Below are 15,141 nucleotides of genomic sequence, written 5' to 3' on the forward strand. Positions count from 1 at the left end.
ATCCGTCAGAAGGAGGCCGGAACCATGACCAGTCAGGAGCACATCCTCATCCTTGGCGGCGGCTACGCGGGCTTCAATCTCGCCCGCGGGCTCCGCGGCGGCGTCAAAGCAGGGCGCGTACGCGTCACCCTCGTCGAGCCGCTCCCCTACCTCACATACAAACCCCTGCTGCCCGAGGTCGCCGGCGGAGAGACGCAGCCGCGCGACGCGACCGTGACGCTTCAGGACTCCCTTAAGCACGTCAGGATCATCCCTGGCGATGCGCTGGCGGTCGATCTCGATGCGCACACGGCCGTAGTGCGTGCCGAAGACGGCGTGGAGCGACCGCTGTCGTACGACCATGTCGTCTTCGCTCTCGGCTCCATCACGAAGGCCCTCCCCATTCCCGGGTTGGAGGACAACGCGGTGGGGTTCGGCACGCTCGAGGAAGCCGTGTTCCTGCGCAACCACGTGCTCGATCGCATCCGGTACGCGGCAGCCACGAGGGATGCCGCCGAACGAGAACGCGCACTCACCTTCGTCTTCATCGGCGGCGGCTACACGGGCGTGGAGGCGATCGCCGAACTGTATGAACTGGCACGCCACGAGTTCGCCGCCTTCCCCTCGTTACGCGGCAGGCACATGACCTGGCTCCTCGTGGAGGTCGCGGATCGCATCGCCGTCGAGGTCGGCCCGGAGCTCTCGCAGTGGACGCTGAAGACGCTCAGGCAGCGCGGCATCCGCGTGCTGCTGAAGACCGAGCTGCAATCGTGCGAAGACGGCATAGTGCAACTCAGCGACGGCAGCAGGCATCCTGCCGACACGATCGTGTGGTCGGCGGGCGTCACACCGAACCCGCTGCTGGGTCGGCTCGGCGTTCCCACCGGCCCGAAGGGCCACGTGCTGGCCAACGAGTGCCTCCAGGTCACGCGCGACGACGGCACGGTCGTGAAAGGAGCGTGGGCGCTCGGCGACAACGCGCAGGTGCCACAGCCCAATTCCGGTTCAAAGCCCAGCTATTACCCGCCCAATGCGCAGAACGCGCTGCGGCAGGCGAAGCTCCTCGCGCAGAACCTGCTCGGGGCGCAGCTGAACGAGCCTGCCTTGCCGTACCGGCACCAATCCCTCGGCACGCTGGCGAGCTACGGGCGTCACCAGGGCGCCGCCGTGATCAAAGGGATCAAGCTCAGGGGCTGGCCGGCGTGGGTCGTCGACAAGGCATACCACGCCATGGCCATTCCGAGCATGAGCAGGCGAATTCGTCTGGCGACAGGATGGTTGGCGAACGCACTGGCTCGCAGGGATCTCACCTCGACGTCGGCAGCCATGTCACCCCGCAGGCCGTTCCATGAGGCGATAGCGGCCGCGAAGGAGCATCAGTCGCAAGCCAAGCACTGACGGCTCAGTAGCGGAGTCCATGGCCGAACCGGAACACCGGGTCTTCGGTGTCGAACGCGACGTCCGAACGGCTGGCGATCACGGCATCCATCGATCTGGGCAGGTCGAAGGGCAACGAACCCTGCGGGGAGCGCTCGCCGAACAGCACGGGCAGCACGGCGGCATCCGATGCCCCGTAGTCGGCCACGATCGCTCGTGCCGCAGTCTCGAGTCCGCCGAGCACCGCCGGCCGGTCCAGGTAGATGTCGATGACCGTCGGGACGGCGCGGGCGATCACCGTGAGGCGTTCCAACTCGTCGGCGGGGAACTCGAGCGATCCGGAGTGGAAGAGCGCAGCGAATCCGCCACGGCCCGTCTCGTAGGGCGCTTTGACCCGTAGGATCGCGGCGTCCGCGTCATCGGGCGACGCGACCACCGTTGCGTACTCGGCCAGTTCGCCGGCCTGCACTCCCTCCGCGTAGACCTTGATGCCCCTGGTGAGCGGCAACATCGAGTCGCTGTTGGTGAGCAGTGTGAGCGAGTCGCCTTGCGCGGCGAGGCCCTCAGCGACGAAGTCCGCCCTGCCGACCACGGCCTCTGCGTGGTCCTCGTCCGCGTAGGGCGAGTCGAAGAGTCCGAGGCGGAACTTCTCGCGCAGCAGGCGCCGCACCGAGACGTCCATCCGTTCCTCGGTGACGCTCCCCTCCGCCACCAGGTCGAGCAGAACGTCCGTGCACAGCTCACCGCCGAACTGGTCGATCCCGGCGTCCAGAGCTTTCACCATGCGCTCGGGCCTGCTCAGCTGCTCGACGCCCCACGCGCGTGCCGGCATGTCCGCGCCCATGATCGAGACGTCGGTGAGCAGACCCCAGTCCGTGCAGACGATGCCGTCGAAGCCGAGCTTCTCACGCAGCAGCTCGGTGATGACGCTCTTGTTGAAGCCGAAGCCGACCTCCTCCCATTGGGTGCCGACCGGCATCCCGTAGTAGGGCATGATCTGGCTTGCGCCGGCTGCGATGGCCGCGAGGAAGGGCTTGAGGTGGTAGTCCTGTGCGCCACCTGGATAGATCTGTTCGCGACCCCATTCGAAGTGTGGATCTTCGCCATCCTTCTGGGGGCCGCCGCCCGGGAAGTGCTTCACCATGGTGGCCACGGAGTCGGATCCAAGCGCGTCGCCCTGGAAGCCGCGGATGTACCCGACGACGAGACGCGATGTCAGGTCGGCGTCTTCTCCGAAGGTTCCGCTGACGCGTGGCCAGCGCGGCTCGGTCGCGAGATCGATCTGAGGATGCAGCGCAACCCGCAGGCCCACTGCCAGATACTCCTGCCTGGCGATGTCGGCGAACCGCTCCAGGCGATCGGGCGAACCGATCGCCGCGAAGCCGAGGGTCTCTGGCCACTGCGAGAACGGACCGGCCAGCATCGAGGTGAGCGGATTGTCGTTGAACGCGTGGCGGGGATCCGTGGAGAAGGTGATCGGGATGCCGAGCGGGGCTTCGAGCGCGAGCCTCTGCATCGCGTTGTGCCACGCAGCGAATTCCCGTCCGCCTGGCGCGGCGCCGAGCAGGTTGAAGTGGTTCATCCGCCGGTTGCGCACCATCGCCACCGCGGACGGCAGCCCGAAAGTGGGGTTGGCGGCCGCGGGATCGCCGAACGAGACCATCGTGTGGAACAGCATGCCTGCCTTGTCGGCGAGCTCCATGCGGGCCAGCAGGTCTTCGACCCGCTGGTCGATCGACAGTGCCTGGTCCTGGTAGGGGAACCGCGCCTCGACGCGAGTTTCGGTGTCGGTCACATCACTCCTTGATTCGTGCCTGGAACTGCTTGTGCTCGAGCTGCTTCGTCATTTGCTGGACTTGATGAACCAGACGCACACTGCCCCGAGGATGCTCAGAACGATGCCGACCGGGAACAGCGCGGCATATCCGTGGAACGCGAGCACGATGGCTCCGGCAACGCCAGGGGCCAGCGTCTGGGGCAGGGTGGCGGCGATGTTGACCACCCCGAGGTCCTTCGCAAACGACTTCGCCGAGGGGAGCACCTGGCTCATCAGAGCCGTGTCGACGGCCTGGAACGCGCCGAAGCCGAAGCCCATGATGAACGTCATGACCAGCCATGCGGTGAACGACGGCCAGACCCAGGGCAGCACGAGCGCGATGGCGACGAGGACCGAGGAGCCGAACACGAACGGCTTCCGCCTGCCGAGCCGGTCGGAAAGGGGGCCGGCCACCACCGTCATGATCACCGTGCCGAGGATGCTCACGATGCCCAGCAGCGGAATGACGTTCTGCGGCGCCTTCACGTGCAGGTAGTCGGTGAGGATGAACAGCTGGAAGCCGGTGATCCCGAAGTATCCCGTGTAGAGCAGCAACCGACCGGTGAAGGCCCAGAAGAAGTCCGGGTACTTGACCGGATTCACCCAGAACGTGCGCAGGAAGTCGGCCAGCTTGAACGGCTCCAGCGGCGCCTTCTCACTCGGGTAGTCGGGGTTGAAGACGCAGAACAGCGTGAGCACGACGAGGGCGAAGACGGCGAAGACCACGTAGCCGACCGCGATGCTGTTGAAGAACAACGCGCCGATGATCTGCCCGCCGAGCGCACCGACCATCAGTCCGATGCCGGACAGCGCAGAGAACGTTCCGCGACGCTTGAGGGGCACCCGGTCGGGTAGCACCGCACTGAGCGGTCCCTGGGCGAAGTTGTACGTGATCTGCACGAGCAGCCAGGCGATCAGGATGCCCCAGAACGAGCCGGCGAAAGCCAGGCCGACGAGAGACAGCCCACCTGCAAGGGCACCGAGCACGATCCAGGGAGCGCGGCGTCCGAACCTCGAGCGTGTGCGGTCCGATATCTGACCGGCGATCGGCTGCGCGATCATCGCGGCGAACGCGCCGATCGTCGCGACGAGCGCAAGGTTGCCGACCTTCGCCGCCGGATCGAGCACGGTGATCTGCTGTGGCAGAAGGATGCCTGGCACCGCACCCCAGATGAGGAAGATCGCGAAGTTCGCTGGGATTATCCAGCCCAGCAGCCGGCCCACGCCCTTGATGGGAGCGGGCGGATCGTCACTCCCGTCCGCAACCGCGATGAACGTTCCCTCGGTCATGGGAGGTGCTGGGTCGATCGATTTCTCGGACGTCATTGTCAATCAGATCCTTGGTATCGGGTTCGCCGGCCGTCGTCATCGAGCGAGCCGGAACGACGGGAGTGCTCCGCCGATCACACGCACGCTAGCACGAGAAACCGGCATGTCTGCCGGTTTTATGAACAAATTCTGCAAATGTGCCGGTTTTGTACCGAATGGACGCCGGCCCGCCGCGATGCGAGGGCAGAATGATGGGGATGCCATCCGTTGAACAGGGTTACGCCAGCGGCCGTGCGCGCCGCGAGAAGATCATCGCCGTCGCCACGTCGCTCTTCGGACGCGTCGGCTTTCACGGCGCGACCATGCTCGAGATCGCGGCCGAATGCGACATCTCACGCGCGGGCCTCTCACACCATTTCCCAACGAAGGAGTCACTGCTGGAGGCGGTGCTCGAAACCCGTGACCGGGAAGACCTCGAGCGATTCAGACGTAACGGATCGGCGGGAACCGACGGTTTGGGCATCCTTCGCGGCATGGTCGATCTGGCCACGCACAACACCGCCGTACCTGGCATCATCGGGCTCTACGCGGTTCTGTCCGCCGAGGCCGGCGCCCCGACGCACCCGGCGCACGAGTACTTCGTCGCTCGATACGAGCGCATCCGCAAGGGAACGGCGACGGCCCTTGGCCGCGCCAGAGACGCCGGATATCTCGCCGACGGCGTCGACGTCGACGACACCGCCATCGAACTGACCGCCCTGATGGACGGCCTTCAGGTGCAGTGGCTGCTCGACCCGGACTCCGTCGATATGCCGGCCGTCGTACGACGACGCATCGAGCAGGTGCTCACCGTGCCGCTGTTCGACGCCGAGGACGATCGAGCGGTCAGTTGACGAGCGTCCACCGCGACCGGCATCTCAGACCGATCAGCTGAAATCCGTGCGAGGATCGGGCGGGCAGTTCCAGCGCAGAACGGCCTGTCGCTCATGCTCGTAGCCGAGCTCGCAGACGCTTCCCGTGTCGAGCCGGATGACCGCTCCTGCCTCCACGGGCAGACCGGCCCACGTCACCGCGAGCATGCGCAGAAAGTGGCCGTGCGAGACAAGCAGCACATCCTCGCCGCTCTGCAGGCATTCGATGCATTTGTCGATGACCCGCTGTGCTCGCGTCTGCACCTGCTCGGCGGTCTCGCCGGGTGTTTCACCCGGGATCACGCCGTCGTGCCAGAGATCCCACGGCTTACCACCGCGTGAGGCCACGATCTGCGGGGTCGTGATGCCCTCGTACCCGCCGTAGTCCCATTCGACGAGGTCGTCGTCGAGCGTTGGATGCGCATACCCGGCGAGTGCAGACGTGCGTCTTGACCGAGCGCGTGGGCTGCACAGCACCATGGCGAACCGGTGCCCTCTCAGCATGGATCCCTGGTCGCGCGCCTGCTGCTCTCCGCGCTCAGTGAGGGTGAGGTCGGTAACGCCGGTGTGCCTGCCGACGCGGCTCCATGGCGTCTCGCCGTGCCGGATGAGCACCAGCCGTCCGTTCCGATCGGTTTCGCCGTCAGACATCCACACTCCCGCGCTCGAGGCTCTCACTCAGCTTGTCAGATGTGGCACGAGCAGACCACGGGTCGGCTGGATGCCCGTCCACCACGGCTACCCAGGATCGTGCCTCCGCCGTGGCCAGCTATTCTCGTTCTCGTCCGGTTCACGGCGAGCACTTCGCCCTAGGCAACCGGTGCTCGAAAAAGGGGCACGCAGCCGCCGCACCGATGGTGGGCGAGACACACACGGAAGTTCAGCATCCGTTCCGTCTCGAAAGGCTTCGCCATGCCATCCGTCTCAGCCCATGTCGCTATCACGCTTGCCTCGCACCTCGACAACGTCTTCGGTGTCATGGGCAACGGCAACGCCTACTTTCTCGACGCACTCGAGCGGGAGACCCTCGCGCGCTACACGCCGATGCGACACGAGGCTGGCGCCGTTGTGGCGGCGGATGCCCACTTCCGCGCTTCCGGCCGCATCGCGGCCGCGACTGCAACATACGGCGCCGGATTCACGAACACGGTCACCGCACTCGCCGAGGCGGTGCAGGCGCATGTGCCGCTCATCCTCGTGGTGGGAGACGAGCCGACATCGGGTCCGCGCCCATGGGGCGTGGATCAGATCGGGATGGCGGCAGCCGTGGGAGCGCGCACGTACACGGTCGGCAGGGCGGATGCCGCGGCTACGACGGCTATCGCGGTCGAGCATGCGCTTGCCTACAACGTGCCAACGGTGCTCGCCATCCCGTACGACGTCGCCCGCCTGGACGCCGGCCCGGTTCCCCAGGCTCCTCGGCCCCAGCTGCCACCGCCTCTCGCACCGCGCGACGACTTCTCGCGCGGTCAGATCGCCCGACTCGCCCGCACGTTGGCGGCCTCCGAGCGCCCCTTCCTGCTCGCGGGCCGCGGCGCCTGGCTCGCCTCTGCGGCCGAGGCTCTCGGGCGACTGGCAGAGGCGACCGGCGCGGTCACGGCCTCCACTGCTCTGGGACGCGGGATCTTCGCCGATAGTCGATACGACCTGGGCGTGACCGGCGGATTCGGTGCCGACGGAGCCATGGAGCTCGTCAGGCAGGCCGACGTCGCCGTCGTGTTCGGGGCATCCCTCAATCAGTTCACCATGCGCTTCGGCCAGCTCTTCGCGCCGGGCACGCAGGTGGTACAGGTCGACACTGCCGAGGCGGCGACGCATCCGCACGTTGGAGGATTCATCAGGGGCGACGCTCGCATCGTGGCCGGCGAACTCGTCGTTGCGCTGAAGCAGCTGGGCGCGGCCCCGAGCCGATGGCGAGAGTCCATCGATGCGGCGGCGCTGACCACGAGGCCCGAGGGCGACGCCCTCGCCGCAGACGGCCGCCTCGATCCCCGAAGCGTTGCAAAGCGCATCGGCGAGCTGCTGCCGCCAGACCGCGTCGTCGTCTCCGACGGCGGTCATTTCATCGGATGGGCGAACATGTACTGGCCCGTGGCATCGCCCGACCGCATGATCATGGTCGGCACGGCCTTCCAGGCGATCGGACTGGGGATGCCGTCTGTCGCCGGCGCCGCTCTTGCCAGGCCGCACTCCACCGTCGTGCTCACCACGGGTGACGGCGGCGGGCTGATGGCCCTTGCCGACCTGGAGACGGCCGTGCGCGTCGCGGCAGGACGCGGTATGGCGGTGGTCTGGAACGATGCGGCCTACGGCGCCGAGGTGAACCTCTACGGGCTCATGGGTCTGGCGCGGGGGCCGATGCTCATCCCCGAGGTGGACTTCGCCGCCTTGGCGCGTGCGGTCGGCGCCGAGGGCGTGGTTGTGCGCACGATCGACGACCTTGAACGGCTGAGAACCTGGGCGGCCGCACCGCCGCACGAGCGACCATTCCTGCTGCTGGACTGCCGCATCAGCCGTGATGTGATCTCGCCGTACCAGCAGGAGGTCATCCGCGTGAACTCGTAGCCGGGCGAGGGCGAGAAGCGCCGGGACCGTCCCACTCTGCCGACATGAGGGCCGGCCTTTGTCACGTCAGGCGCCACATCGCCACCCGTTGTCTCGAAATGGTGCCAGGTGTAACTCTCGGGGGTGCACCGCATCGCGCCCAACGAGCGCTGGTCAACGGGTGCACGGACGAGGAGGACACGATGGGGATTCTCGAGCAGAACCCGACGCTGATGAGGTCGGCCGCAGCCGCCACCTCGAACGCGGCACAGCAACCGTGGAGCGGACACGACACCCTGGTGATCGTCGTAGCGGCGATCGGAATCGCGATCGTCGTCGTGCTCATCGTCTTGGCGAAGTTCCACGCCTTCCTCGCCTTGACCATCGCAGCTCTGTTCGTCGGGCTGGCATCCGGCATACCGATCGCGAAGGTGACTACTTCGTACGAGACCGGCGTCGGGGGCGTGCTCGGCTACGTCGGGGTGCTGATAGCGCTGGGTGCCATGCTCGGCAAGCTCCTTGCTGACTCCGGCGGCGCCGATCGTGTGGTCGACACCTTGCTTCGCGGTCGTCCGGCCACGCTGCCGTGGAAGATGGCACTCATCGCGGGGATCATCGGCATTCCGATGTTCTTCGAGATCGGCCTTGTGCTGCTCATTCCCGTCGTCATGCTCGCCGTGCGGCGGGCCAGGAGCAAGGCGATGCTTCTGGGCATCCCGGCTCTGGCCGGGCTCTCCGTGCTGCACGGGTTCATCCCTCCGCACCCCGGCCCCCTCGCCGCGATCGCGGTGCTTCGCGCCAACGTCGGCGTCACGTTGGCGTTCGGCCTGCTGATCGCGATACCCGTCGTCGTCATTGCAGGTCCTCTGTTCGGCCGCCTTGCTGCACGCTGGGTGCCGGTGGAGGCTGCGGGTGCAGCGCTCGCCGTCACGGCCGGCGTGCGCGGCGAAGCCGTCGGCCGTCGCGAGGGCACGGAGAACGCCGGCGGAACAACATCACTGCCAGGGCGCGCCCGCGTCGTCGATGCCGACACCGGCACCCGTGCCAGCGACACCGGTGGCGAGCGCCGTGCTCAGGATCCGGACGCCACCCGCACGCCGAGCTTCGCCTGGACGCTGGTCACGATCCTTTCGCCTGTTGTGCTGATGCTGGCGAAGGCCGCCTCGGACATCTGGCTTCCTGCCGGCTCCCCGACGCGCAACGTGCTCGACTTCATCGGCGACCCTGTCACGGCCTTGCTGATCGCGGTCCTGCTGGCCATGGTCACCTTCGGCACGACCGTGGGATTCTCCCTGCCCACCCTGACAAAGAAGATCGGCGCCAGCCTGCTGCCGATCGTCGGCGTGATGCTCATCGTGGGCGCGGGCGGCGGATTCAAGCAGGTTCTGGTCGACGGCGGAACGGGAACCGCGATCGCCAAGATCGCCGTCGCAACGAACCTCTCGATCATCGTGCTCGCCTGGATGGTCGCGGTGCTCATCCGGCTGGCAACCGGTTCGGCGACCGTCGCGACGGTCACCGCCGCCGGCATCGTGGCGCCGCTGGCCACACACCTCTCCCCCGCTCAACTCGCGCTCGTGGTACTCGCGATCGGGGCTGGCTCCCTGTTCTTCTCACACGTGAACGACGCCGGCTTCTGGCTCGTGAAGGAGTACTTCGGACTCACCGTGGGGCAGACCATCAAGACCTGGTCGGTGATGGAGACCATCATCTCCGTCCTCGGTCTCATCTTCGTTCTGCTGCTCTGGGTCGTCGTGTGATGGGGAGGATTCTGCGCGCCGACTCCGTCGCACTCCTCACGCACGGCTACGACTTCGGCGCCCACATCTGGCGCCGAGCTCGTGCGGGAGCGCGTTCCGTGCCCATGCGACTTCTGGGCGACGACGCCCTGCTCGTTCGCGGCACGGAGGGAGTATCCCTCTTCTACGACGAAGGCCACATCGCCCGTCACGGCGCGATGCCCGCCATTGTGCAGAAGACGCTCTTCGGCACAGGCTCGGTGCACAGCCTCGACGGCGCGGAGCACCGTCACCGCAAAGCCACCTTCGTCGAGGTCGCATACGAGGGTGCACAGGTCGAGAGGATGGCCCCGCTGCTCGAGCAGGAATGGCGGCGCGAACTCGATGCGTGGCTGGCCGGCGGGCGGCGCTCGGCCTACGATGCCGCCGTGGGCGCGTTCGGCCGTGCGAGCATGAGCTGGGCCGGACTGCCAGGAACGCGGAGCGCGAAGACGCGATGGGCGCGGCGGCTCGCGCAGATCGTCGATGGCTTCGGCGTCCCCTACTCACCGGAGTATCTCCTGGCCTCCGCGAACCGTCTGTGGTCGGACCGTCATGCGCAGCGCCTCGTCGAGGCAGTGCGCGCCGGAACTCTCACAGGAGACGAGGGCACGGCGCTGGCCGCGTGGGCTTGGCACCGCGATAGAAGAGGCGACCTGCTGCCTGCACGACTCGCGGGAGTCGAGCTGCAGAACAGCATCCGTCCGATGATCGCCGTCGCTCGCTTCGTCGCTTTCGCAGCCAAAGAGCTGCACGACGGACCGGGATGGCGTGCTCGCATCGCAGCGGAGACGGTCGAGCGCGGGCGACTGACCGGTGGTCCGCTGGCTACAGCGTTCGCCCAGGAGATCCGGCGAACTGCGCCTTTCGTGCCCATGCTGCCCGGCTGGGCAGTCGCGGACGTCGAGCTCGACGGACAGAAGCTGGCAGCGGGCGGCCGCGTCGTGCTCGACATCCTCGGAACGAACACCGACGAACGTTCATGGGAGCGTCCGGAAGAGTTCGACCCGGAGCGATTCGTCGGTGTCGAGGACTACGAAGACCTTCGGGCGTTCATACCGCACGGCGGCGCAAGCGTGGCGGATGGCCACCGCTGCCCCGGTGAGAAGCTCGCAATCGCCGGGCTGGCCTCGGCCATCGCGACGCTCAGCGATCCACGCCTGACCATCGTGGAGAAGGGTCTCAAGGTGAACCGTCGGCGGCTGCCAACCAAACCCGCCTCTGGTGGGCGAGTGTGTGCGGCCGGAGCGGCATCCCGCTGCCCGTTCCACTGACATCGCGTCACGGGAGCCGGGACCCGGCGGCCCCGAACGGTTATGCTCCGCGGGTGGATGCCGACGCAATGCCCGCTGCAGATGCCTCGAGCCTGCGCCGCGCCGGCCTCGCTCTCGAGGCGGTGACCCTCGCCTGGAACGTGGTGGGCGTCGTGCTGCTCGCGTTTTTGGCCGCCGCAAGCTCGTCGGTTGCCCTGCTCGGCTTCGGTCTGGACTCGGTGATCGAGATCGGCGCGAGCATCGTCGTCATCTGGGAACTCACGGGAACCGGCGAAGAGCGACAGCGCCTGGGACTTCGGCTCATCGGCTGGGCATTCGTCGCGCTTGCCGCATACCTGCTCGTCCAGTCGGCGACGGCACTGATCTCCGGCCACCACGCGACCCCTTTGCTCGGCGGCATCGGATGGACGGCGCTGACCGCCGTCGCCATGTTCGCGCTTGCGTTTGGAAAGACGCGAGTCGGGCGCAAGCTGATCAACCCGGTGCTGGTCACCGAGGGCAAGGTCACCATGATCGACGGCATCCTCGCGACGAGCGTGCTCGTCGGCATTCTGCTGGACTACCTTCTCGGGTGGTGGTGGGCAGATCCCCTCGCCGGGCTCGTGATCGTGTTCTACGCCGCGCGAGAGGCACTCGCGGTCTTCCGCGGTTGAGACGAGTTCTCGTGTCCGGAACGACCGGCCGAGAGACCCGTTTCGACTCGCGCCGCCCGTCGCGCAGTGAAAGATCGCGTTCCTCGTCCGCCTTCTGATCCCGCAATAAACTCGATCCACATCGACTCCCCGGCGCCCTCGTGCCAGACCGCAGGAGTGTTTCGCGGATTCGGTCGGGTAAGGGCCGCCAATGCACGCATCACCGAGCTTCGGCGCCGTCCAAGAGCGTCTCCCCGTGCCGCATGCTTGATGGTGGGAAGGATGGTCATGGCGACGGTCATCGCGCAGCTGGTGTCGATCGCCCTCGCTGTGGCTTTGAGTTCCGTTCCGATCTTGACGGTTCTTGTCATAATCCTCGAAGCTCCGCGAGCCGTCGTCCCCGCACTTTTCGTGTCTGGGTATGTCACGGGGCTGCTCGTCATAACAGCGCTCTTCGCGCTGGGCGCGCAGGCGATGCCGGACAGGACCCTCCAGTCGAATCCGCTGGTCGCAATGCTCCAGGTCACTGTCGGTATCGCCCTTGTCGTGTATGCGGCAGTGGTCGGCACGACGCGCAGACGACGAACCGCTCCACGTGAGGAGTTGCCTAGTTGGATGCGTGGGCTCGGCAGGTTGAAGCCGCTTCCGGCGTTCGGACTCGGGCTCGCGCTCAACGCGAGACCGAAGTCGATCCTCCTGGCCGCGGCAGCCGGTCTCGCGATCAGCACACTGCAATTGACTCCCTCGACTGGCGTCGTTGTCATCGCCATCTACCTGATCATCGGCGCAAGCACAGTGGCGGGGCCGGCAATCTTCGCCGTTCTACGGCCAGTGAAAGCGCGCTTCCAGCTTGAATCCGCCGAGAAATGGTTGCTGCGTCACAGTCGTGCTGTCGCGGTCATCGTTGCGATTGCAATCGGCGCAGTAATCACCGGAAACGGCCTTACACGTCTTTGAGCCATGCCGACCCGGCAGGTGTGCCGTCTGATCAAACCGTCAGATGCCCGAAATGCACAGTGGAGCGGCTTTCATGCGACGAAAGTGCGCTCGCTAATGTCGCCGGCATTTCCCGAAACAGGCGATGGCCAGCGGTATTCGTCAGTACCCGACCCTTATCCAGACGACAAGGTTTGCTAGACACTGTGCGCCAGGTGGACGTACGCTCCAATCGTCCAAGCCTCATCGACGAGGCGGGACAAAGGGGGTCCACCATGGACTGGAGCAACTTCTGGAGCGTGATCTGGCTCTTCTTCTGGAGTTTTGCGCTGATCTCGTATCTGTTCGCCTTGTTCGCGATCATCGGAGACCTGTTCCGCGATGGCAAGTTGAACGGCTGGTGGAAGGCACTATGGGTCATCTTCCTTGTCTTCGTGCCATTTCTCACCGCCCTCGTCTACCTGATCGCACGAGGGCCCGGAATGGCTGAGCGAAGCCAGAAGGAGGCGAGGCAGGTTCAGCGGGCCACCGACTCGTACATTCGCGAGGTCGCGTCCTCGAGTCCGACCGACGAGATCGCCAAGGCCAAAGCACTGCTCGATGCCGGCGCCATAACGCCCGAGGAGTTCGCGCACCTGAAGAGTGTTGCTCTCGGCCACCAGGCGGCGAACGGAGCGCACGTGGCACCGGCAGCACCCGCGGCATGACGGCGCGGGTTCGGTGACGCCCGTGGCCGACCTCAGCGGCTGGTGGCCATTCCGGCGGCGACGCCCGGAGCCGACACCGCCCGCCGAGCCCGATCAGAGTCAGGAAAGCCGAGTGGCCGCCGGTCGTGGCGTGCGCATCCTGCTCGGTCTTGCGAGCGCCGTGCTGATCGCGTTCGGAATGCATGCCATCGGCAACATCCTCGCGCCGACGCTGCTCGCGCTCGTGCTCACGATCTGCGCGCAACCCGTTCGAGTCTGGCTGATCCGGCACCGCGTGCCGGATGGAGTGGCGACCGGCGCCGTCGCCATCACGACCTTCGCTCTTCTCGCAGGCTTCGTGGGCCTCCTCATCGTGGCGTCGGCCCAGTTCGTCTCGATGCTGCCCCACTACGAGGCGCAGTTCGAACAGCTGCGGGCGAACCTCGCCTCGTGGCTGGAAAGTGTCGGCATCGGGCCCGATCAGGTCAAGGCTGCGGCAGCCACCTTCGACCCTACGAAGTTCATCGGCTTCTTCACCGGGCTGCTCGGCGGCGCCTTCGGACTCGTTGCCCTAGGCGTAGTCGTTCTGACGATGCTCATCCTGATGCCAGCCGATGCTGCTTACACACCCACGCTGCTACGGCAGCTCGAGCCGACGAAGCCGAATCTCGTGTATGCGGTCTCGGCATTCGCACGCAGCGTTCGCCGTTACATGGTCGTCACCACGGGTCTCGGCATCGTGCAGGGGGTCCTGAACGGCGTCGCCTTGGCGCTCCTGGGCGTCCCGGCCGCGCTGCTGTGGGCCATCCTCTCGTTCTTGTGCAGCTTCATCCCGAATGTCGGCTACTTCATCGCCATCGTGCCTCCGCTGGTCTTCGGCTACCTCACCGGCGGCTGGGGCACCGTCGTCGCGATCATCGTCATCTATGGACTCGTCAATGCAGTGGTGCAATCGATCGTGCAGCCGAAGGTCGTCGGCAACGCCGTGGCGCTGAGCCAGACCCTCACCTTCTTCTCCGTGCTGTTCTGGGCGGTCGTGCTCGGTCCGATCGGCGCGATTCTCGCGGTCCCGCTCACCCTCCTCGCCAGGGCGGTCCTCGTCGATGCGGATCCTCAGGCTCGCGTTTGGCGCGCGGCCCTCGGCGATCTGCGGGAAACGAAACTCCTGATGCGAGCAGAGGCTGACCTCCGCAAGTCGGTTAGCAAGGAACGCCGCACTCACGGCCGGTTCGCACAACCCGAGGAGAAGTGAACATGGGTTCGGCAATCGGCGACACGCTCCCGTTGGCGCTCGGGATCGCCGTCAGCCCCATCCCGATCATCGCGACGATCCTGATGCTCCTGTCGCCTAAGGCGAAGGCTGCGAGCGTCGCATTCCTACTGGGCTGGCTCCTGGGAATCGTGGTGGCGGTCGTCGTCTTCACCGTGCTCGCCGGGCTGCTTCCGCATGGCGATCCGGATCAGCCGAAGCCGGTCGTCGGCACGATCAAGATCGTTCTTGCTCTGCTCCTTCTACTGCTCGCCGTGATGCAGTGGCGCAGGCGCCCGAACGCGGGCGAATCCCAAGCTCTCCCCAAGTGGATGAGCGCTATTGATTCGATGACGGCGGGGCGAGGCTTCGGGTTGGGATTCGTTCTCGCCGCCGTCAACCCGAAGAATCTCTTACTCGCAGCAGCGGCGGGCGTCTCCTTCGGGCTGGCTGGACTGCCGTTTGGTCAACTCGTGGTCGTCGTTGCGATCTTCGTGATCGTCGCCTCGCTCTCCATCGCGATTCCCGTCGTTGCGTACCTCATCGCGGCAGAGAGGATCCGCGGCGCACTCGATTCCCTTCGCACGTGGTTGGTGCACAACAATGCGGCAGTGATGGCCGTTCTCCTGCTTGTGATCGGTGTCGCGCTTCTCGGCAATGGCATCGCCAGCTTCTGAACGGCTCTACCCA

Annotated in this window: 13 protein-coding genes; 10 read left to right on the plus strand and 3 right to left on the minus strand. The window is 66.3% G+C overall.

What is annotated here, in order from left to right; translation table 11 throughout:
• The first annotated feature begins 24 nt into the window (after positions 1 to 24).
• Positions 25 to 1,377, plus strand: a complete 1,353-nt coding sequence (locus tag ACO2Q7_RS03385; RefSeq protein WP_423354219.1) for an NAD(P)/FAD-dependent oxidoreductase — start codon at positions 25 to 27, stop codon at positions 1,375 to 1,377.
• Between the two features lie 4 nt (positions 1,378 to 1,381).
• On the opposite strand, the gene ACO2Q7_RS03390 is transcribed toward ACO2Q7_RS03385, so the two are convergent.
• On the minus strand, positions 1,382 to 3,151 hold the full coding sequence (locus ACO2Q7_RS03390; RefSeq protein WP_423354220.1) for a glycoside hydrolase family 3 protein: 1,770 nt from the start codon (positions 3,149 to 3,151) through the stop codon (positions 1,382 to 1,384).
• Between the two features lie 48 nt (positions 3,152 to 3,199).
• Positions 3,200 to 4,498, minus strand: a complete 1,299-nt coding sequence (locus tag ACO2Q7_RS03395) for an MFS transporter (protein ID WP_423354221.1) — start codon at positions 4,496 to 4,498, stop codon at positions 3,200 to 3,202.
• Between the two features lie 200 nt (positions 4,499 to 4,698).
• Between ACO2Q7_RS03395 and ACO2Q7_RS03400 the strand changes: the two genes are divergently transcribed.
• A complete protein-coding gene (locus ACO2Q7_RS03400; protein ID WP_423354222.1) occupies positions 4,699 to 5,334 on the plus strand; it encodes a TetR/AcrR family transcriptional regulator in 636 nt (211 codons plus the stop codon).
• A gap of 33 nt (positions 5,335 to 5,367) precedes the next feature.
• Here the strand turns inward: ACO2Q7_RS03400 and ACO2Q7_RS03405 are convergent, their stop codons facing one another.
• Positions 5,368 to 6,003 (minus strand): histidine phosphatase family protein, encoded by a 636-nt coding sequence (locus tag ACO2Q7_RS03405; RefSeq protein WP_423354223.1) that lies wholly within the window; start codon positions 6,001 to 6,003, stop codon positions 5,368 to 5,370.
• Between the two features lie 261 nt (positions 6,004 to 6,264).
• Here ACO2Q7_RS03405 and ACO2Q7_RS03410 point away from each other — a divergent pair, with 261 nt between their 5' ends.
• The 8 genes from ACO2Q7_RS03410 (at position 6,265) to ACO2Q7_RS03445 (ending at position 15,128) form a co-directional block, all read left to right on the plus strand.
• On the plus strand, positions 6,265 to 7,917 hold the full coding sequence (locus tag ACO2Q7_RS03410; RefSeq protein WP_423354224.1) for a thiamine pyrophosphate-binding protein: 1,653 nt from the start codon (positions 6,265 to 6,267) through the stop codon (positions 7,915 to 7,917).
• Positions 7,918 to 8,099: 182 nt separating this feature from the next.
• Positions 8,100 to 9,656 carry an SLC13 family permease gene (locus tag ACO2Q7_RS03415; RefSeq protein WP_423354225.1) on the plus strand — a complete coding sequence of 519 codons (1,557 nt, stop codon included), beginning with the start codon at positions 8,100 to 8,102 and terminating at the stop codon, positions 9,654 to 9,656.
• Complete coding sequence (locus ACO2Q7_RS03420) at positions 9,656 to 10,948, plus strand: cytochrome P450 (RefSeq protein WP_423354226.1); 1,293 nt, start codon at positions 9,656 to 9,658, stop codon at positions 10,946 to 10,948. Before ACO2Q7_RS03415 ends, ACO2Q7_RS03420 begins: the two co-directional genes overlap by 1 nt.
• A 53-nt stretch (positions 10,949 to 11,001) precedes the next feature.
• Complete coding sequence (locus ACO2Q7_RS03425) at positions 11,002 to 11,601, plus strand: cation transporter (protein ID WP_423354227.1); 600 nt, start codon at positions 11,002 to 11,004, stop codon at positions 11,599 to 11,601.
• 267 nt (positions 11,602 to 11,868) lie between these two features.
• Positions 11,869 to 12,537: a GAP family protein gene (locus tag ACO2Q7_RS03430; RefSeq protein WP_423354228.1), complete on the plus strand. Its 669-nt coding sequence runs from the start codon at positions 11,869 to 11,871 to the stop codon at positions 12,535 to 12,537.
• A 254-nt stretch (positions 12,538 to 12,791) separates the two neighbouring features.
• Positions 12,792 to 13,223, plus strand: coding sequence for an SHOCT domain-containing protein (locus tag ACO2Q7_RS03435; RefSeq protein ID WP_423354229.1), 432 nt, complete (start codon positions 12,792 to 12,794; stop codon positions 13,221 to 13,223).
• 112 nt (positions 13,224 to 13,335) lie between these two features.
• A complete protein-coding gene (locus tag ACO2Q7_RS03440) occupies positions 13,336 to 14,454 on the plus strand; it encodes an AI-2E family transporter (protein ID WP_423354230.1) in 1,119 nt (372 codons plus the stop codon).
• Positions 14,455 to 14,456: 2 nt separating this feature from the next.
• A complete protein-coding gene (locus ACO2Q7_RS03445; protein WP_423354231.1) occupies positions 14,457 to 15,128 on the plus strand; it encodes a GAP family protein in 672 nt (223 codons plus the stop codon).
• Positions 15,129 to 15,141: the final 13 nt, after the last annotated feature.

Origin of the sequence: Rathayibacter sp. KR2-224, from assembly GCF_049446075.1 — a bacterium.
Taxonomy (GTDB): Bacteria; Actinomycetota; Actinomycetes; order Actinomycetales; family Microbacteriaceae; genus Humibacter.